Genomic DNA, 18,640 nt, shown 5'->3' with positions numbered 1-18,640 from the left:
CCCCCGTTTGTCTATCGCTTGGAGTGGACGGTCAGCTGACCCTCGTTGATGGTGACTTCGCCGCCGCGCAGGGTGATCTCGGCGCCCGCGCCGGTGGCGATGACCACGGCTTCCTTGGTGATGCGGATGTAGGCGCCGCCCTGGGCCTGCAGGAGGACGCCCTGTTCGGCGCCCGCGGTGTCATTGAGGACGAGCTTGTGGGCTCCCTGGGTCTGTACGACGACGGGTTTGCTCGGCGCGTTCGCCTGGAGCTCGCGGCGCGCGTCGGGCGGCAGTTCGCTCGCCTCGCCGTACCAGCACCCGGTCCAGACCGGGAAGCTGGGGTCCCCCTGCTCGAACTCCACCCATACGCCGGCGCCGGGCGGCGGCACCACGAACTGGCCGGCCTGCGGGCCGGTGAACGGCAGGCAGGGCAGCGCCCAGGTGGACGGCTCGTCGCCGAGGACGTCCGGGACCTCGGCCGTGATCCGGCCGAGGCGCAACGGGTCGTCGTTGCTGACCACCCGGCCGCGGAACTTGCCGAGGTAGCGATTGCTGGGTGCCGCCATGGTCGGGGTGCTCTCCTGGTCGGTGGGTCGGGTGTCTCACGGCCGGACGGTGTCGCCGCGCGCTTCCAGGCCCTCCCGGGAGAGGGTGAAGTTCTGCTGGAAGGAGCCCGGACGGAGGTTGTGGGTGACGGACTTGACGTAGTAGTCGCCGTCGTACGCCCGTCCGGCGCCGCGGACGCCGACGAGCCGTCGCGGCTGGAGGAGGTAGCCGTGCCGGTTGACGTCGAGCGAGCCGGAACCGGAGATGACGTCGGCGGAGACGGCGGCGCGGGCGAGGAGTTCGGCCTCGGCCTGCTCGCGCTGCTGTTTGGCGGTGCCGGAGAGGGTCCTGCGTTTGAGCGCGGGGCTGGCCCGGCGGCCGAGCGGCGGGCGCAGGGGGCTGATCGGCGGCTGGGGCAGGAGGGTGGACTGGCGGGTGCCGGGGTCCTGCCAGCGCGCCTGGGGCTCCTCGCGGGCGGTGCCGTCGTAGGCGAAGGTCAGCTGGTCGACGGTGGACTGGGCGTCCATGTTGACGTTGAGGGCGTGCTGGCGCAGGCCGAGCCGCACCTCGGGGCCCCAACGTGCCGCGGACCGGCCGGGGGTGGGGCCGGGCTCCAGATAGAAGGTGTAGCCGTTGGCGCGGGCGAGTTCGGTGACGTACTGGAGGTCGGTGCCGGTCTGGTAGTGGACGCGGAGGTCCTGGTGCGGGGGCTGGGCGATCTTCTCCCGGTAGACGTCCGGGCGGACGCCGTAGTCCGAGTAGCGGCGCAGGACGGCCAGCACCCGTTCGGACGGCGGCAGGTTGGGGTAGCGCGCGGTGCGCTCCTCCAGGTCCATCAGGAGGGTCAGGTCCTCGCCGGTGACGGTGAGGGTGGAGTGTCCGGGGATGTTGCTGGCGCCGACCTCCTGGCGCACGATCAGGCCGTCGAAGAGCACCTCGGGGGTGCCGCGGACGCTGACGGTGAGGATGACGCGGGTCTTGGGGTCGAAGTAGCCGTCGGGCAGGAGCCGTTGGTTGAGCAGCCCGTTCTTCGTCAGGTCGAAGGCGAACTGGAACCCGCTGCGCTCCCCGGCGGTGGCCGTGATCTGCGCGGACAGCAGCGCCTCGGCCACCTCCAGGGGGACCGGGCGCGCCAGCTTCGCTCCCATGAGGAGCTGGATGTGGACGGGGCCCTGCCCCACGGGCTGTTCAGACACGCCGCTCCCCCCGTGGGAACCCGCCGGCGAGCGGGATGCCGATGACGCGTCCCGCCTCGTCCGTCAACTCCCGCGGGTCCAGCACGGGGTTGGCGTCGGCGATCCGCCACCACTGGCCGGGGTCGCCGAGGAAGCGCTGCCCGAGCAGGTCGGGGCGCTCACCGGCGCCGACGACGTGCGGCTCGGTCTCGTCGTCCAGAGGGGGCAGCAACCGGCGCTTGGTGTACCTGACTTCGGTGCCGTCGGCCTGCTTGTGAACGCCGATCTCGGCGTCGTGGTACCGGCTGGTGCGCGGGTAGGGGTGGGCGCCCGGTATCGAGTCCAGGGCACTCTCGTACGGCTCGATCTCCGCCATCTCCTCCTCATCCCCTTCCGGTCACGAGGCCGGTGCCGCCGAGGCCCAGCGCGCCGAGGCCGCCACCCCGCGCGGCGGCCGCGAGCCGCTCCTTCTGCGCGAGGTGCGCCATGTACAGGTCCGCGCCCCGGTGTCCCGCCGGCAGATCGCTGACCGTCAGGATCTTCATCCCGATGCTCAGCGAGGCGCGGATCGGGTTGAGGTCGATGTCGAACGCGGACTCGTTGACGGACAGTTCGGTGAGCCTGACGGGCATCACCCGCTTGCTCCCCCACGTGAACAACGTCAGTGGCATCTCGATCGGGCTGATCTCGATGCTGCCCTTCTGCGTCAGCCTGCTCGCGGCGCGCAATTGCGCGGTGGTGGGCTGCACCAGCATCTCCAGCACGGCGAGCTGCGGATGGATCCCGTCCGGCGCGGCGATCTCCAGCTGATCGGTCGAGTCGATCTCGGCGGTGAACTTCCACGTCTCCTGCGCGGGCCCCTTGAGCCTCAGTGCCTCGTTCCGGTCCCCGCTGCCGGTCCCCCCACCACTGGCGTCCCCGCCGTCCCCGGCCGACTGGGGCGCGATGCCGCGTTCCAGGGTGTCGGGGTTGAACTGGAGGACGATGACGCGCTGGGGGGTGCCGTGGTCGGGGTCCAGGACGACGAGGCCGGAGCGGATGGGTTTGGGGATGTCGGCGTAGCGGGTCATGCCTTCTCCTGCCAGTCAGTGGGTCCAAGGCTCGGCTAAATACCCAAACCGCCTCCGCCGAGTTGACGAAGAGCCATGGCCCACCAGTTCTCAGATAGCTCGAACGAGAATGGGTCGATATCCATCAGCGTGCCCTGGAGATCGTCGAACAGTTCTTCCTTGACGGCAGGATCAGCAGCGATCCCCTGGGTGTACCTCTCGATGTGATAGAGGAACTCCACGAACTCCGGGAGATTGTTGTTCACAACCTCACCGCGAGGTTTTGTTCCTTCGAATTGCACCAGCATGACGAACCTCTCGTACGCGGAGAGCGAAAACCGCATCCCCGAATCACCCGGAGGTCCGCCAACGATCACCTCACGGTGCTTCTTACCGTCACGAGTGGTTACATTGATGACACGAAGGAACTCGGGCCCGCCCTGAACCTCGGTCGTAAAAAACGGCGCACTGAGACGCGGAAGTCCAACGCTTGTCAGGACCTCTGCGTCCTCGGGTGCGAGCCCAAGGCGCTCCACTTCTTGCTCGGCCAGCGTGACGACGTTCTCGCGGCCGTAGAGATTCACCATCTCCTGGTACGTGATCATTTCTTTTTCTTCTTCTTACTCGGTGGCTTCGGAGCGGACTTCCAGGAAACGTCGATGTTGATAATCGTGCCTGCGGGAACCATCTCCCTACCAATTTTAAGCTGATTGACGACGTCGTTCCCCATGTCCAGGTTGGTCTGCCTGTCCAGGAGATAAAAGTTCTTGTAGCTGTCAAGCCCGCCCAGCTGCAAGTCGTGCTCGTGATCCGCCTGCATTTTATTGATGCGCCGGCTGATCCCGGACTGCAGCGCTGGATCCGTACTGCTGAGCCTGGCTCGCCTTTCGACCGCCTTTTTGAAGTTCACGGTCATGTTGGTGAGCCGACGCGCATCTTCCTTTCTCTGCGGGATCTCCGCCTCAAGTTGCCGAGCCTCCTCCTCCTTGCCTGCCTTTCTGAGTTTATTTGCCTTGACCATGACCATGTACTCGAAGATTCCGGGCGAAGCCTCCTTACGGAAGGTGGCGCCGGCCTGGCTGAATCGCTTCAAGGCAAGGGCCTTGCGGGTGAACCCTACCAAGTCGTAATGGTCGTACCGGTGGATCGTGATCTCGCGCTTTTCAAGCTCATGGTCCGGCTCCTCACCAGGTTGACCCCTCCGTCGACGATCCTTGACCTGATTGAGCGCCTCGTCTTCGAGAACCCGCTGAAACTTGTCCTCGTATTCCCTGTCCAGGGCCTCTTCGCCGCTGTCCGGATCTTTCCTGGTCGGCTCCGGAGTATCTGGCTCGTAATCCGGCTTGTCGTGATTTTGGACGTCTCTCTCGGCCGCCCTGATCTTCTGGAGGGGCACGTCGTCCAGGTTGGCGCGCTCCGCTTCGTCCAGCTCTGCCAAAAGCCTTTCCATCTTCAGAGCAAATTCATCTACGCTCTCTCCCTCATGGAAAAGCAGCCAGTCGTCGAAGTGCTGGATGCCCAGCGCGGCTTCGAGGCGCTCCTTTTGGTCCGGGTTGCCCTTGAAGTGCAACCGCAGCATGGCACGCATGGCGCGTGCAGCTTCAGCAGACGGGTTCAGTGTCGCCATGACGGAAACGGGATTTCCGTCCATGACCTCCAGAGCGGTCAACCGGTACCAGACCCTGAAGCCACGCAGTGCGGCTTGCAGCACGAGCGAGTTGACGCCCTTGTCCGTCATCCGGTTGATGCGCGGTTGGAGGCGCGCGACGATCTTGCGCAGCCGCTCGTCCTTCGAGTCCTTCGAGTCCTCTTCCTTCTTCCGCCGGTCCTTCTTCTCCTGCCTCTTCCTGGCCGAGTCCTCGTCCCTGGACCTCGGCCCCTCATGCTTGTCGCGCTTGCGCCTCGGGCCCTTGGGCTCGTGCTCGGGCTTCCGCTTTCCCTTCTCCTTCGGCCCGCGGTTGTGGCCTTCCTCGTCCTTGGTCTTCGGCTTGCCGGACCTGCCGCTGTCCTTGTCCTTGGACGGGTTCCGGGAGTTTTCCCGATCCGCGCCCGGCTTGCGCCTGCCCGGGGCGTCCTCGTCCCCGGACCTCGGTTTTCCGGGGTCCTGGTCCTTCGGCTTGTCCGGGGCGGACTTGCCGTCCCTGTCCTTGGGCTTCGACGTGCCGGGGGTGCCCTCGTCCCCGGACTTCGGCCTGTTAGGGTCCCGGTCCTTGGGTTCGGAACCGGACTTCGGCTTCGGCCGGGGCTCCGCCTTCGGCTTGGGTCGGGCGGACGCCGTGGGACTGGTGTCCGGTTTCTCGGTGGGGTCCTTCGGGCGGCCGTTCCTGTCCTTGGCCGTGGGGTCGGAGTCGCCGGGCTTCTTGGACCGTGCGGGCGTGCCGGCCTTGTCGCGGGCCGCCTTCGGGTCCGTCTCTCGGGGGGCCCTGGCGTCCGCGGCAGGCTTTCGGCCGGCGGGCTCCTTCTCCTCGGGCTTCCTCGTGGAGCCCTCGCCCCCGCCGTCCTCCGCGCCCGCGCGCCTCCGGCCGCCCGGCTTGCCGAACCTGTCCTTGGTGAGTCTGGCCGCGACGCCCCGCAGACGGCGGCCCACCTTGGCTACGTACTTGCCGATCTGGTTGAGGAGGGCCTGGTAGAGGACCTCCAGGAGGGCGACGACGCCCGCGGCGACGGCCTTGGCGAAGAGGATGCCGGCGCCGCCCACGCGGACCGCCTTGAGCCAGGTGAGGACCGCTTCCAGGGAGCGGAGGATCGCGCTGAGGGCGCCCCAGGCCGTGCGGATCGCGTCGATGACGGCCATCACCCAGCCGGCACCGGGAATGAGCTTGGCGACGACCTTGGTCATCACCAGCTCGCCGATGATGAGCGGCAGTTGCGGGACGACCGCGTCCCATGCCTCCTTGACGATCTGGTCCAGGGAGATGCCGCCCTTGACCAGCTTGTCGATGATCGCCTTGGGGACGCCGATGATCTCCTGGATCTTCTCCCGGAACCATGACCTGACGGCCGTGGACACCTCGCGGAATAGGTGGTTCTTCGCGCCGTCCACCGCCGAGTTCTTCGCGCCGCTGAGCCAGCCCCCGGGGTCGGAGAGGAAGTCGACCGCGATCAACATCCAGGCGCCCAGCGCGCCGAGAAGCTTCGAGGCGAACTCCAGGACCGACTTCACCGCCGCGACGACCGCCTTGACCGCCGACTGGAGCGCCTTCTTCAGGATGTCCAGGAGGCTGCTGAGCAGCTTGCCGATGGCGTCCAGGAGGTCGGAGACGGCCTGCTTCAGCGCCTGGGCGAGGCGGTTGACGAGGGCGATCGCCGCCGAGATCAGGTCGGTGACGAACCTGCGGATTCTGGCGGCGAGTTCGATCACCGCCCGCACCATCGCCACCGCGAACTCGATCAGGTCCTTGATGAGGTTCTTGATCGCGTCGACGATGTTCCTGCGGGCTTCGTCGATCCAGCGCTCGACCGTGTCCTTGAAGTTCTTGATGAAGCCGACGACCGCGTCCCGCGCCGCCCGGATGACGCGGACGATCGCGTTCTTGATCTCGATGACCTTCTGCTTGATCCAGTCGAAGGCCTTGCTGACCCAGTTGCCCGACTCCTGGGCGGCACCGTCGCGCTTCTGGGCCGCGTCGCGTTCGGCCTTGTCGCCCTCGTCCCGGATCTTCTTGTCGCTGCCCTCCTTCTCCTTGTCGACGTCGTCGTCGGTCTTCTTCTCCTTCTCCTCGACGTCCTTGCGTACCTTGTCGTGCCGCTCGCTCTTCTTGTCGCCGAGGGACTTGAGCCGGTCGTCCTGCTCCTTGCGCCAGTCCTCGCGCTTGGCGGTGACCTCGCCCATGGCCTTCTGGCGCTCGCCGGCCTGCGACCTGGTGTTCGCCTCGATCTCGGCGTCGACCTTCTTCTCGTGCCGGTCCTGCGCGTCGCGGACGTCGCGGTCCTTGGCCTGCCTGCCTTCGGACATGCTCTTCGCACCGTCGGTGAACGCCGCCCGGAACTGCGGACCGCGGTCGTGCTCCGCCACCTCGGAGGCCGCCTCCGGAGGCACCGCGCCGGTCGCCCCGCCGCTGTCGACCGCCCCGCCCTGACCGCCCCGCGCGCCCGGCACCTTGGCGGTCATCCTCTCCTTGGGGGCGTCCGGGTAGACCTGGTCCTCGCCCATCCCCCGGCCGGCGTCGTCACGGGCCGTGCCGATGGTCTCCCGGCCCTTGTCGTCGACATGACCGTCCTGCTCGCCGGCCGTCCGCTCCGCCGCGCCCTTCATCCCGACGCCCGGCGCGTTGCCCGCCCGCGCCTGCTTCAGGGCCTCGTCCTTCGTCGGGAGCCCGGCGAACTTGGCGGCGAGCGCCTGCGGATCCACCACCGGCTTGTCGGCGCCGAAGAAGCCGGCGATGCCGTTCACGATCTTGCCGCCGATGAAGCCGAGCGCCATCTTGAAGGTGTCCCAGCCCCCGGGCTCCTCGGCCTTCTCCGCCTCGATCTGGCCCTCGGGCTCCTTCTCGCCGGTGACCTCGGCGTCCTTCTGCTCCGGCGCCTGGGCTTCCTGCGGCTTGTCCTGCGAGTACTCGGCCGGGGCGTCCGTCCTCGGCTTGCCCGACAGCGTCCGCGGCGCGCCCGCCGGGCGCTGCATCGAGGGGGGTGCGGACGCGAGCGCCTTGTGCTCGTCGCCGACGGATCGGTCCACCGCGCCACCGACGCCGCCCATGGCCTGAAGCGCCGTGTGGGGCTTGAGTTTCGAGGCCGTCGCCAGGCCCGCCTCCGGGGAGACCCCGGAGAGGTCGGGGGCCGGCGCGGAGTCCTTCTTGCCCTTGGGCCGAGCCGGGGCGGCCCCGCCGCCACCGCCACCGCCGCTCCGGGCGGCTCCTCCCGTGGCCGCCTCCGGGGCCGGCGCGGACCGCGGCGCGGACTCCGGCCCGGCGGCCGACTCCGTGGCCGTCCTCGCGGGCTGCGGTGCGGACTTCGCAGCGGCGGGTGCCGACCGGGGCTCCGGCGCCACCGTCGCCGTGCGGGTCTCTCGTGTCGGTTCCCCGCCCGCACCGGACCTGTGCGACGCGCCGGACGGCGGCATGGAGCCGGTCGCTCCGGCGGGCGGGTTCTGCGTGGACTCCGGGGCCCCGGCCGCCTGTGCCCCCACTGCCTCCCGTCCCGCGTTCCCGGTCGAACCGGCGCCCGCGCCCGTCTCCTTCGCCTCGGTGTCCCCCTGCGCCGACTGACCGCCGGTCGCCTTCGGGGACTCCTTCTCCTGGCCGCCGCCCTTGTCCCCCGCGGCGGGGGTGCCCTTCTCCTCCTTCGCGGCCGTCTCCCCGGCCGCGCCGCCGCCCTCGGAGGCACCCTCGGCCCTGCCCGGTGCCTGCTGCACCGTGGTCTGCGCGGTGACCGGGCCCGCCTTGGGGTCGTCACCGCCCTTGGGGTCCCGGGTGCCGGACACCGGCGGCAGCGCGGCGGCCTGTTCCACCGCGGGACCGAGGCCGGCCGGCCCGGCACCGCCGTCCGGCCCGCCCTCGGTCTCCCGCGCGGACGACCCCGGCTCCGGCTCCGCGCCGGGCTCGGGCGCTTCCTCCTCCGGCCCGGCCGCCGCCTCCTCGTCGTCCTCCGCGTCACGCTCGGCCTGCACCTGGTCCGCCTTGGTCGGCGGGGCAGCGGGGAAGGACGGGACCGACGGGGCCGCGGACGCGCCCGGGTCGAGCTTCTCCGCGGTCGGTACGGCGGACACGTCGAGGTCCTGCGCGGGCAGGAAGTCCTCCGGCTGGAGTCTGACGTCCCAGGCGCTCCGTTCCCCGCCCCCGGCCTCCACCTCCGACTCGCTGCCGGATCCGGAGGGATCGTCGTCGGCCTCCTCCTCGGGGCCCTCGACGTCCTGGTTGCGCCGGCCCTCGAGGGTGCTGAACGGGCCCGGGAGCCGCGTGTCCGTGCCGGATACCGTCGGCGAGCCGGTGGGCTTCTCGCGGCCGCCCTTGTCCTGCGGCTTCACCTGCTGTCCGGCCACGGCGGCCTCGGCCGCGGCCGGGCGGTTCCGCGCCGCGGACTCCTCCTCGCTCGCGGCCGGCGTCCGCGTCTGCTCGGTCTGCTCGGTCTGCTCGCTGCCGCCCGCTTCCTCCTTCCCGTCCTGTTCCCGCCCGGCCGGTGCCGCCGTGTCCGTGTCGCCGCGCTGTCCGCCGCCCGGCGCTCCGCCGGAGGCGGCGGACGGCGCGGTCCGCTCCTGCCGGCCGGGGGCCGCCGCCCGTGCCGGGCCCTGAGTGGAACCCTCCGCCCCCGGTGTCCTCTCCTGGACCCGGTGCGGTGCGTCCCCGCCCCGCGGCGTGGTCCCGTGCTCGGGCGTGCCGCCGTTGCGCGGGGTGCTGCCGGCCGCGCCCTCGTCGCCGTCCCGCGCCTTCTCCGGTCCCGGTGCCAGGCCGGGCCGCTCGTCCTGCGCGCGCCGCTGCTCCCGCCTCCGCAGCGCGTTCTCCCGCTCGGTGCGCACCTGCTCGGCCGCGTCCGGCTCGATCTCGGGCGCGTCATGCCCGTCGGCTTCCAGATCCTGGTCGCGCACGTCGTACGCCCCGACCTCCTCGACGAGGTCGAGCACCCGGTCCTGTTCCGGGGCCAGCAGCCGGTTCTCCAGACGGACGAGGACGCCGTCGAGCAACTCCTCGGGTAGGCGGGCGAGTTGCTTGCGCGTCCGGTGGGACAGGTCCTCCGGGTCGCCGCGCAGGGACCGTACGACCGAGTTCGCGAGCCGGTCGAGCAGGGTCGCCGGGTCCATCGCCTCCACGCGGTTGCGGTCGGCGTCCACCGTGGCGTACCGCAACCAGCCCGGAGTCGACTGGTTCTCCGTGACCCGGGGCGCGGACTCCTCGGTGGCGGGGCGGACGAGGTCCTGGGCGGCGGACTCGGCCTCCTGCTCGATCGCCTGCCGGGGCAGGCTGACCGCGCCCGGTTCGCGGCCGGCACGCAGGGCGCCGAGGCCGTGCGGGTTCTGGACGGTGTGGAGGAGTTCGTGGGCGAGGAGGCGACGGCCCTCGTCCGTGCCGGGTTTGAAGGCGCCCGCGCGGAAGAGGATGTCCTGGCCGACCGCCACGGCGTCGGCGCCGAGGAGTTCGGTCAGCCGGGCGGCGTCGCGGTCGGTGTGCAGACGGACGCGGCTCAGGTCGTGGCCGAGCCGGTCCTCCAAGTCGCGGCGGACCCCGGGGTCGAGGGGCTGGCCGGCGCCGCTGACGATGTTCTTGGGTTCCGGGGTACGGGCCTTGGCGGCGCGTTCCCTGCGCTTGCGGCGGCGCTGTTCGGCGGACTGCTGCGCGCCGGGGTCCTGGGTGTGGGCGCTCATGGGGTCACCTCCCCGTGGCCGCTGAGCCCTTCGTGGACGGCGCGGGCCAGTTCCTGGCCGAGGCGGCGGTCGGACAGGCCGGCGGGAAGCGGGGCGAGGCCGGACAGGGCGTCGACGGTGAGGGGGCCGTACGACGCCAGCGGCACGCCGTGCAGCCGTACCAGGCGGCCGAGTTCGCGTTCGAAGGCGGCCGACACCCGGGCGGGGTCCGCGCGGAAGCCGTCCAGGACGAGTTCGCCGATCTCCACGTGGATCGCCCAGGGCCGCTCGTTCACACCCATCCGCGCACCTCCGCGGGGGTCAGTGAGCGCTCCAGCTTGAGGTATTCGGTGCGCGCGGCGGCGAGCATGTGCCGCATCCGCAACCGGTCGCCCTCCTCGGCGGCGAGGAACGCGCCGGACAGCGCGATGTTGCGGATCGAGCCGCCGGCGACGGTGAGCCGGGCCAGCAGGTCCGTGTCGATGTCCTTGAGGGGGGCCTGCGGGGGCAGTACGCGGCGCCAGATCTCGGCGCGCTCGTGTTCGGCCGGGAAGGGGAAGTCGACCACGAAGCGGATCCGGCGCAGGAAGGCCGTGTCGAGGGCCTGCTTCATGTTGGTGGTGAGGATGGCGAGACCGCGGTAGGCCTCCATCCGCATCAGCAGGTAGCTGACCTCCAGGTTGGCGTAGCGGTCGTGGCTGTCCTTGACCTCGCTGCGTTTGCCGAAGAGGGCGTCGGCCTCGTCGAACAGCAGGAGAGCGCCGCCGCGTTCGGCGGCGTCGAAGACGCGGCGCAGGTTCTTCTCGGTCTCGCCGATGTACTTGCTGACCACCTGGGAGAGGTCCACGACGAACAGGTCCAGGCCGAGTTCCTTGGCCATCACCTCGGCGGCGAGGGTCTTGCCGGTGCCGGAGCCGCCTGCGAACAGGGCGGTGACGCCGAGCCCGCGGCGCAGGGTCGCCGCGAAACCCCACTCCTGGTGGACGGTCGGCCGCCGGCGCACGTGGGCGACGATCTCGCGCAGTACGGCGGTCTGGCGCTCGTGCAGCACGAGGTCGGTCCAGCCGGCGCGCGGCTCTATCCGGCGGCCCAGCTCGTCCATTCCGATGCGGGCCTCCTCCAGCCCTGCCCGCCAGGCGAGTTCCGCGGCGCCGGCGCCGTCCTCGTGCGGCAGCCGGCGGCCCACGGCGGCGGCGACGGACCGTACGACGTGCGGTGGCAGCTGGAACTGTGCGACCAGGGAGCGCAGTTCGCCATCGTCCAGTTCGGCCGCCTCGTCGAACGCGGCCGCCCACAGAGCGAGTTGCTCGTCGTCGTCCAGGCGCGGTACGGCGACGCGCGTGCCTCCCGGGCGTCCCGTGGGCAGCGGGTCCTCGCCGGAGACGACGACGGGTACGGCGGCCCCGGCGAGGAACGCTCCGGTGGCCGCGCGCTGGTCGCGGTCCAGGTCGCCGGCCTCCACCAGCAGCGCGGCGGGCAGCAGGATCGCCTCCCGCTGCCACAGACGGGCCAGCCGGTCACGCTCGACCGGGTCGGTCGGCACGTCCTCGGCGCTCATGGCGTAGAGCCCGAGCCCGCGGCGCGCGGCCGCGGCGGCCGCTATCTCGGCGCGGCTGCGCGGGTCGCCGCCGGTCACCTCGACCACCGGCGGCGTGTCGGCGCCCCGGCCCTCCCGCGTCCAGCCCTCGGCGAGCCGGCTCGCGGCGAGGTCGTACGACGGCGGCAGCGTGTCCGGCGCGGTGGTGCGGCGCAGCCGGCCGTGCAACCGGGCGTCGAGATAGGGCGAATCCAGGAGGAAGTGCAGGATTCGCTCGTCCAGCCGGAGCCGGGAGACGGTGAGCCGGGTCTCGTCCTCCAGCTCCACGATCCGCCAGCGCCGCAGGGGGGCCACCGGGGTGAGGGCGCTCCAGTGCGGTTCGCCGAGGGCGGCGAGGGCGAGCGAGAAGGTGGGGTACGAGCGCCGCGGATCGCCCGCGGCCGCCGCGCACCGGGCCGCGGTGGTGGGGTCGAGTTCGTCGGCGGCGGTGAGCAGGACGAGGTCGCGCTCGAAGGGGGTGAGCCCGAAGAGGGTGACGAGGGCGTCGAGCGGGTTCGGGGCCGCGGGCACGGGGAGGACCGCGGCGGGAGGCCCCTCCGTGGCCTCCTGGCCGGCGGCCCGGACCGCGTGGGCGTCGACGCGGGCCAGGACGCGCTTGATCCCGGCGGTCAGCGCCGAGTCGCCGCCCGCGCCGGTCGTCTGCCGTTCGTCGTACGTGCCCATGTGCTCACCCGCCCCCGTCGTGTCGCCCATGCCGGATCAGTTCTCCTCGCCGTCCGCCCGGCGAGCGGGTGGTTGTGCCCGCTTGGCCGTCCGGGGCGTGCTCTTGCGGGCGCGCGCGGGGCCCTTCGCGGGAGCCTTGGCGGGTTCCTCGGCGAGGGCCTTCGCGGGGGCCTTGGCCGGAAGCCCGGCCGCGGTCTTGGCGACCGCCTTCGGCGGCGCGGGGTTCTCGGCCCGGACCGTCCCTTCCGCGCGGGCCCCGACCCGCGGCGGCACCGGTGCTCCCGGCGCGCCGAACGGCAGTACCCGGACCTGCGGGCGCTCGACCGGCTTGGCCGGTGTCGGGGTCTCCAGGCCGTCGATGAGGACCAGGGATGCCTGGTAGACGACGGACAGGGCGTAGGGGGTCTGGTAGAGCATCCCCCACAGCTTCGAGGTCTCGTCCACGTCCATCACGTTCGGCGTGAACCGCACCCGCTGGGCCGTCTCGGCGAGGTCGCTGCCCGCCAAGTACGGTTTCTCGCCCGCCAGTCGGATGACGTCCCTGGGCAGGACCGGGATCTCGTGCAGGGTGCGCACGACCGATCCCAGGAGGCGTTGTCCGACCAGTTCGGTCTCGTCGCCGTACGCGCTGATCACGTAGTTCAGGTCGAGTGCCGTGCTCGCCCGGCGCACCAGCGTGCCGTCGGGGGCGCGGGTGGGCAGGTCGTCGTTGCGCCGCGAGGGGTCGGGCGCGACCTGGTAGAGGAAGACGGAGATGGTGGGGTCGGTCGGCGGCTCGGCGGGCGGCTTGCGCGGCTCCACCTTCACCGCCATGTCGATCTCCGGCTGGAGGTGGGACTCGATCAGCAGGGCGAGGGCCTGGCTGACATGGGCGATGGCGAGTGCGTTGCTCATGGCATCAGTTCCCTGTTCCCCTTCGTCGTCCTACGACCTCGCGCCTCGTGCTCACTCACGCCCCCGGGCCAGGTAGTCCGCCAGGCTGAGGGTCGACCCCGCCCGCTCGGCGGCGCGTCCGCCCTGCCGTGTCCCGCCCGGTGCGGGCGGCCGCGCGGCCGTCACCTCCAGCCGGCCGATCTGCACGCGCACCACCTGTTCCGGTGTCCGTCCGGTACGGCGCCCGGTCTGCCGTACCGCGGTACGGGCCGCCGTCGTGTCCGCGGCGCTGGGGCGCGCTGCCATGGGCACGACGGCGGCCGGAGCGGCGTCCACCCCCAGGGGGGCGGGGGTGGACGCCGCGGCCCGGTCCCCACCGGTGTCGGGGCCCGGCCGCCCGGTTGCCCGCGTCGCTCCGCGGGCCGGGTGCGGCCCGGCGGTCGCGGGTGCCGCGGGGCGGAGCAGCGGCGGCTCGGCCTGGAGGGGCGGGGTGGCGCGCGCGGACTCCCGTTCCGCGGCGGGTCGTTCGGTGTGGACGACGGTCCGCTCGTGTTCCGTGTACCGCCGGACCTCGGGGGCGGGCCGTGGCCCCTCCGAAGGGGGCGCGGCCGCGGGAGCGGCGGACGGCCGTGCCGTGACGCCGTCGGTGTCCGGTTCGGCACCACGGGACCTGACCGCCTCGACGCGTTCGAACGGGCCGGGCAGCCGCGGCCGTACCCTGACGGTGTCCGGTGCCGTGACGGCGTGCCGGGCGATCAGCCGGTCGAGGAAGTCGGGCACCCGGGCGGGGTCGGGCACGGAGGGGTCAGACATCCGCACACAGCTCCAGGTAGTAGCGGCGGCGCAGCGGGCTCAGCGCCAGGATCTCCGGCTCGCTCCAGCCGTAGGCGGTGGCGAGCAGATGGACGTCGAGCAGCACGTCCCTCGCCCAGGCGTCGAGTTCGGTCCACAGGTACGACGCGATGTCCAGCTCCGCGCGGGTCGGCGCCCCGCACTCGGGGCAGCCGACGCTGAGCGTCACGTCGGCGCCGGGGTCGGCGGCCTCGACGGCCTCGGCGATCCGACGCTGCACCGGTGCGGGGAGGGCGTCGGCGGCGCGGGGCGCCCCGTCGTGGGCCGCCGAGACCAGGCAGCGGGCGAGGAGGGCCGCGCGGGGGTCGGCGGCGCGGGCCGCGGCCGTGAGGTCGGCCCCGGCGGGCAGCCGGAAGACGATGTCCCAGCCGTCCTCGGCCACCTGCACGACCGTTCGGCCGGGCCGGTCGAGGGATTGTGCGAACTCCCCCGCGTCCAGCTCGAATTCCATGTCGGCGCCGCACGCGTGGCAGTCCAGCCGTACCTGCATCCGCTCCCCGAACAGGGCGCGGCGCAGGACGAGCAGGTCGTGCTCGCGCTCGCCCAGCGGTACGGCGGGCAGCGCCGCGGCGTCGAGGTCCGGGCGCGCCGTGCCGTGCAGCAGCAGGGCGCGCCCGGCGGGCGCCTCGGCGAGGCCCGCCTCCCAGGTGGCCAGCAGCGTGGCCGCCCCGGTGTTCGCCATGTTCCCCCCTGGTTCCTCTCACCTCACCGCGCGTCGTCTCAGGCCGGGTTGAGGAACGAGGGCTCCTCGGGCTCGGGCACCTCGTAGTCCCGCTCCCAGCCCTCGCATTCGAGCTTCAGCGACTGGATGGCCACCGCGTTGGCGTTGGCGTCCATCTCCCCGAGGACCTGGTACTCGCTGGGCCAGGTCCGGTACAGCTTGTGCGAGACGGCGACCTGGCCGGCCTCGTTCAGGACCTGGATGACGATGTCCTTGCGGAAGTCGGCGAGGGAGACCTCCGCGCCGAGGCCCGCGCCGACCTGCCAGACCTTGTTGGCCCAGCGGTCGAACTCGGGATCGTGGGTGACCCCGCGCTCCAGCGTGATGCCGTCGAACTCGGAGCGTCCCGGCGACTTGCGCGGGGAGCTGGGATCGCCGCCGTGGCGGTGCTTGACGACCTCGGTGGTGCGCTTGAGCGGGCTGATCTTGCTGATGCCGGCGACCGTACGACCGTCCCACAGGACCAGGAACTTGAAGTTCTTGTAGGGGTCGAAACGATGGGCGTTGACGGTGAACTCTGCCATCGGATTCCTTCGGCTCTCCGGAATTCCCGCGGGGACTACAGCTCGAACTGGCCGGACGTCTGCTGGATCTTCACGATCACGAACTCGGCGGGGCGTACCGGTGCGATGCCGACCAGCACGTTCACGACGCCGTTCGCGACGTCCTCGTCGGTGGTGGTGTCGCTGTCGCACTTGACGAAGTAGGCCTCGCGCGGGGTGCCGCCCTTGAAGGCGCCCTGCCGGAAGAGGGTGTGCAGGTACGAGGAGGCGGTGAGCCTGATCTGCTGCCACAGGTTCTCGTCGTTCGGCTCGAACACGACCCATTGCAGGCCGCGTCGGAGGCTTTCCTCGACGTGCAGGGCGAGCCGCCGCACCGGCACGTACTTCCACTCGCTGTCGAGCGCGTCGGTGCCCTCCAGGGTGCGGGCGCCCCAGACGGTCGGACCGGTGAGCGGGAAGGCGCGCAGGCAGTTGACGCCGAGCGGGTTGAGCAGTCCGGTCTCCCGGTCGGTCAGGTCGACGGTGAGGGAGTGCGCGCCCGCGAGGCGTGCCTCGGTGCCGGCCGGGGCCTTCCACACGCCGCGCTCGGAGTCGGTGCGCGCGATGACGCCGGCGACCGCGCCGGAGGGCGGGAAGGCGCGCAGCCGTCCGGTGAGCGGGTCGGTGAGCTGGAGGTGCGGGAAGTAGAGGCCCGCGTGGTTGCCGCGGACGGCGTCGAAGGCGGCGACGCCGGCGCGCGCGGTGTCCACGCTGACCCAGCTGGAGGGGGCGTCCACGAGCAGGAAGACCCGCCGCTCCTGGCACAGGCGCTGGGCGGCCGAGACGACCGTGACGGCGTCCTCGGTCCTCTCGTAGGCGGCGAGTTCGGGCAGCACGAGGAGGTTGACGTCGGCGACCTGGCGCAGCGCCTGGATGCCGGTCTTCTCGGCCTCGGAGCCGATCAGGTCGCGGGGACCGGGCGCCTCGCCGTCCTCGCCGCCCGCGAGCGGGAGGACGGGCGGGTTGACGGAGGCCTCGAGGCCGAGGTCGTTGGCGCACTCGCCGAGGAAGCGGACGACGTCCGCGGGGTCCGTGGAGCCCGCGACGACCTGGATGCGGCGGCCGAAGGCGGTGACCTCGGTGCCGGCGAAGGCGTGCTTGCCGGGGGCGTCGGGCAGGGCGCGCAGCTTGCGTTCGAGCAGCAGCGCCAACTCGGCGACGGAGCACGGGGCTTCGCCGTCGATGTCGGGGTCGTAGAGGGTGAACTCGCGCTCCACGTCGCCGATCTTGACGGTGAGGTCGACGGCGAGGTCGGGCAGTCGGTGGCCGAACGGCTTGGAGACGGTGCCGGACGGGTCGGGGCGGCCCTCGCCGACCGCCTCGACGCGGATCAGCCGGGAGCCGGCGTTGACGACGGTCGGCGCGTAGCGGCCGCCGGCGGGGTCCATGGACAGACCGGTGAAGCTTTCGCGGGCCTCGCCCCGGGCGTCGTGGACGCGCAGGTTGAAGGTGTCGTCGGGGTGCGGCGTGTCCTGGTCGACGGCCACGCGCAGTCCGTTGCCCCACACGCCGGGTTCCTTGGCGTGCACCTCGAGGACGTCGCTGTCGCTGTGGCCCTCGGTGGACCTGAGGGTGACGCAGGCGGCCTTTCCGCTGCCCGCCTTGGTGACGCGGACGACGACGGCGACGGTGCCGCCGTTGCCGAAGAACTGGTGGACCGCGTAGCCGACCGCGCTGCGCGCGCTGAGGCCGCCGAAGCGGCGCTCGAACTCCGCGAAGCTGGTGACGCGCACCGGCTCGTTGAGCGGACCGCGCCGGGTGTGGCCGACGAAGGCGGTCACCGACGTGGTCAGGGTCGAGATGGTGCGGGTACTGCTGGGAAGCTCTTCGACGTAGACGCCGGGATACGTCGGCTTGGCGGCGCTCACCGCGCTCATCGGCATTCCCCCTCCTGTCCCTGTCTCGGGCACCGGGCAATGGCACCAAGAGGCAGGCGGCAGAGAGACAGGTTCCGTTTCGGCGCGGCAGACGACCCTACGCAACCGGCCGGTCGACGCTGGACGTGCACACACGCATCAGATTCCCCCGCCAATGCCCGGCCGGCGGTCGGCCGTCCGGGTCAAGCAACGCTTGTGACTCCTGATGCTCGTAGACGGAACTACCTTGATGCACGCGCAGTTGACGCAACAAGGAGCCTTTCGGCCACCCCAAAGGAAGGTTTTGTGAAGGTAAATACTTGGTATTCTTGCATTCCGCCCGCATGTCATTGACAGCGGAAACAAAGGATCTTCACAGAGAATGCGGGAGGAATATGACACCCCGTACCGGCATCACGGAATTCGACCTTCTCCCGCCGGGCCGTCCCCGGGCGTACGCATCCCGTGATGGCGGGTTTCACGGGTTTACGCCATGCCGCGGGCTGCCGGTGCCATGAGCAGGCGGCGGAGCATCCGCCGGGCGGTACGAGCACGTGGGCCACGAGTGCCCCGGCTCACCACGCCGAAACCGGGTTCGGCCTCGCGCTCACCGGCCTCGACGACTACGGGACTCCACCCGGGGCACCGGGGCCCCGTCGGACGCACGACGGGGTCCCGGTGGCCGGGCTCCTGCCGGTGACGCACCCGGGTCGGGCCGGACGGACGGTCGACGCGCCCGCTCGTCCTGCGCGGGCTCGCCCCGGTGATCGGCTGCGGGCGGCACTGTCCGCAACGCGCCGCCGTCCGGCCACGTCCCCGGCGAGCGCCAGGGGCAGCGTCGCGGGACGCTCGTAGTGGGCATCGACAGGTCGGTCTCGTCGTTCGGCCGTGACAGGCGGCCGGACTCAGCCGTGCCGGCCCCAGTTCCCCCGGTGGATGACCTCGTCCGCGTCCCGGCGCCGCTCTTCGACGTGCGGGCTCTGCGACGGCAGGTCCGTGGCGCGGTAGCCGATGGTGAGGGCGCCGATGGGGGCGTACTCGTCGGGGACGCCGAACTCCTCGCGGAACGGCTGGATGTGGTCGGGCATGATGCCGAAGAAGCAGGCGCCGAGGCCCTCGTCGACGGCGGTCAGCAGCATGAGGAGCGCGGCCATGCCGGTGTCGATGTACCAGTACGGCGCGGGCCAGTGGTCCTCGGAGCGGTCCTCCCAGCCCTTGCCGGGTTCGGCGTAGCGGTCCAGGTACGCCTCTTTGTGGGCCAGGGGCACCACGACCAGCGGGGCGTCCTGCATGGTCGGCGTCTTCTCGGCCCGGACGGGGACGAAGGGCCAGAAGCGGGCGCGGTCCGCGGGGTCGGTCAGGGCGAGGAAGGCCCAGCCCTGGGAGAAGCCGGCCGAGGGGGCGCGCAGGGCGGAGGCGAGGATCCGCTCGACCACCTCGGGCGCCAACGGCTTGTCGGAGTAGTGCCTGACCATGCGCCTGCGGCGGATCACCTCGGAGAATTCCATGGC

Annotated in this window: 14 protein-coding genes; all 14 read right to left on the bottom strand. The window is 71.7% G+C overall.

Features of this window, described 5'->3' with window-relative positions; translation table 11 throughout:
* Positions 1 to 11 precede the first annotated feature (11 nt).
* Positions 12 to 548, bottom strand: a complete 537-nt coding sequence (locus QSK45_RS11075) for a phage baseplate assembly protein V (RefSeq protein ID WP_285555646.1) — start codon at positions 546 to 548, stop codon at positions 12 to 14.
* A 36-nt stretch (positions 549 to 584) separates the two neighbouring features.
* Positions 585 to 1,724 (bottom strand): hypothetical protein, encoded by a 1,140-nt coding sequence (locus tag QSK45_RS11070; RefSeq protein WP_285555645.1) that lies wholly within the window; start codon positions 1,722 to 1,724, stop codon positions 585 to 587.
* Positions 1,717 to 2,079, bottom strand: a complete 363-nt coding sequence (locus QSK45_RS11065; RefSeq protein ID WP_285555644.1) for a LysM peptidoglycan-binding domain-containing protein — start codon at positions 2,077 to 2,079, stop codon at positions 1,717 to 1,719. The genes QSK45_RS11070 and QSK45_RS11065 overlap by 8 nt, the downstream gene beginning before the upstream one ends.
* Before the next feature lie 7 nt (positions 2,080 to 2,086).
* Positions 2,087 to 2,773, bottom strand: a complete 687-nt coding sequence (locus QSK45_RS11060) for a hypothetical protein (protein WP_285555643.1) — start codon at positions 2,771 to 2,773, stop codon at positions 2,087 to 2,089.
* A gap of 35 nt (positions 2,774 to 2,808) precedes the next feature.
* Entirely contained in the window at positions 2,809 to 3,357 is a 549-nt protein-coding gene (locus QSK45_RS11055) for an SUKH-4 family immunity protein (protein WP_285555641.1), read from the bottom strand.
* On the bottom strand, positions 3,354 to 10,046 hold the full coding sequence (locus tag QSK45_RS11050; RefSeq protein ID WP_285555639.1) for an eCIS core domain-containing protein: 6,693 nt from the start codon (positions 10,044 to 10,046) through the stop codon (positions 3,354 to 3,356). Before QSK45_RS11050 ends, QSK45_RS11055 begins: the two co-directional genes overlap by 4 nt.
* Positions 10,043 to 10,327 carry a hypothetical protein gene (locus QSK45_RS11045; protein WP_285555637.1) on the bottom strand — a complete coding sequence of 95 codons (285 nt, stop codon included), beginning with the start codon at positions 10,325 to 10,327 and terminating at the stop codon, positions 10,043 to 10,045. The genes QSK45_RS11050 and QSK45_RS11045 overlap by 4 nt, the downstream gene beginning before the upstream one ends.
* Positions 10,318 to 12,285: an ATP-binding protein gene (locus tag QSK45_RS11040; RefSeq protein ID WP_285556306.1), complete on the bottom strand. Its 1,968-nt coding sequence runs from the start codon at positions 12,283 to 12,285 to the stop codon at positions 10,318 to 10,320. Before QSK45_RS11040 ends, QSK45_RS11045 begins: the two co-directional genes overlap by 10 nt.
* 36 nt (positions 12,286 to 12,321) lie before the next feature.
* Positions 12,322 to 13,179: a Pvc16 family protein gene (locus QSK45_RS11035; protein WP_285555635.1), complete on the bottom strand. Its 858-nt coding sequence runs from the start codon at positions 13,177 to 13,179 to the stop codon at positions 12,322 to 12,324.
* A 51-nt stretch (positions 13,180 to 13,230) separates the two neighbouring features.
* Positions 13,231 to 13,971 carry a hypothetical protein gene (locus QSK45_RS11030; protein ID WP_285555633.1) on the bottom strand — a complete coding sequence of 247 codons (741 nt, stop codon included), beginning with the start codon at positions 13,969 to 13,971 and terminating at the stop codon, positions 13,231 to 13,233.
* Positions 13,964 to 14,692 carry a T4 family baseplate hub assembly chaperone gene (locus tag QSK45_RS11025; protein ID WP_285555631.1) on the bottom strand — a complete coding sequence of 243 codons (729 nt, stop codon included), beginning with the start codon at positions 14,690 to 14,692 and terminating at the stop codon, positions 13,964 to 13,966. The genes QSK45_RS11030 and QSK45_RS11025 overlap by 8 nt, the downstream gene beginning before the upstream one ends.
* Positions 14,693 to 14,730: 38 nt before the next feature.
* Positions 14,731 to 15,255, bottom strand: coding sequence for a phage tail protein (locus QSK45_RS11020; RefSeq protein ID WP_162135647.1), 525 nt, complete (start codon positions 15,253 to 15,255; stop codon positions 14,731 to 14,733).
* A 35-nt stretch (positions 15,256 to 15,290) separates the two neighbouring features.
* A complete protein-coding gene (locus QSK45_RS11015) occupies positions 15,291 to 17,156 on the bottom strand; it encodes a phage tail sheath subtilisin-like domain-containing protein (protein ID WP_285555625.1) in 1,866 nt (621 codons plus the stop codon).
* An 878-nt stretch (positions 17,157 to 18,034) separates the two neighbouring features.
* Positions 18,035 to 18,637, bottom strand: a complete 603-nt coding sequence (locus QSK45_RS11010; protein WP_285555624.1) for a nitroreductase family protein — start codon at positions 18,635 to 18,637, stop codon at positions 18,035 to 18,037.
* Positions 18,638 to 18,640: the final 3 nt, after the last annotated feature.

It is taken from the genome of Streptomyces hygroscopicus subsp. hygroscopicus, assembly GCF_030269125.1.
Lineage (GTDB): Bacteria > Actinomycetota > Actinomycetes > Streptomycetales > Streptomycetaceae > Streptomyces > Streptomyces hygroscopicus_C.
The sequence above is the reverse complement of the archived record's forward strand: the minus strand, read 5'-3'. Positions and strand labels throughout refer to the sequence as shown.

What these genes read in the sequence shown, in the direction of transcription:
- QSK45_RS11065 (WP_285555644.1), bottom strand. Translation starts at nt 2,079, where the DNA reads ATGGCGGAGATCGAGCCGTACGAGAGTGCCCTGGACTCGATACCGGGC.
- QSK45_RS11030 (WP_285555633.1), bottom strand. Translation starts at nt 13,971, where the DNA reads ATGTCTGACCCCTCCGTGCCCGACCCCGCCCGGGTGCCCGACTTCCTC.
- QSK45_RS11075 (WP_285555646.1), bottom strand. Translation starts at nt 548, where the DNA reads ATGGCGGCACCCAGCAATCGCTACCTCGGCAAGTTCCGCGGCCGGGTG.
- QSK45_RS11040 (WP_285556306.1), bottom strand. Translation starts at nt 12,285, where the DNA reads ATGGGCACGTACGACGAACGGCAGACGACCGGCGCGGGCGGCGACTCG.
- QSK45_RS11025 (WP_285555631.1), bottom strand. Translation starts at nt 14,692, where the DNA reads ATGGCGAACACCGGGGCGGCCACGCTGCTGGCCACCTGGGAGGCGGGC.
- QSK45_RS11055 (WP_285555641.1), bottom strand. Translation starts at nt 3,357, where the DNA reads ATGATCACGTACCAGGAGATGGTGAATCTCTACGGCCGCGAGAACGTC.
- QSK45_RS11050 (WP_285555639.1), bottom strand. Translation starts at nt 10,046, where the DNA reads ATGAGCGCCCACACCCAGGACCCCGGCGCGCAGCAGTCCGCCGAACAG.
- QSK45_RS11060 (WP_285555643.1), bottom strand. Translation starts at nt 2,773, where the DNA reads ATGACCCGCTACGCCGACATCCCCAAACCCATCCGCTCCGGCCTCGTC.
- QSK45_RS11020 (WP_162135647.1), bottom strand. Translation starts at nt 15,255, where the DNA reads ATGGCAGAGTTCACCGTCAACGCCCATCGTTTCGACCCCTACAAGAAC.
- QSK45_RS11035 (WP_285555635.1), bottom strand. Translation starts at nt 13,179, where the DNA reads ATGAGCAACGCACTCGCCATCGCCCATGTCAGCCAGGCCCTCGCCCTG.
- QSK45_RS11045 (WP_285555637.1), bottom strand. Translation starts at nt 10,327, where the DNA reads ATGGGTGTGAACGAGCGGCCCTGGGCGATCCACGTGGAGATCGGCGAA.
- QSK45_RS11010 (WP_285555624.1), bottom strand. Translation starts at nt 18,637, where the DNA reads ATGGAATTCTCCGAGGTGATCCGCCGCAGGCGCATGGTCAGGCACTAC.
- QSK45_RS11015 (WP_285555625.1), bottom strand. Translation starts at nt 17,156, where the DNA reads ATGCCGATGAGCGCGGTGAGCGCCGCCAAGCCGACGTATCCCGGCGTC.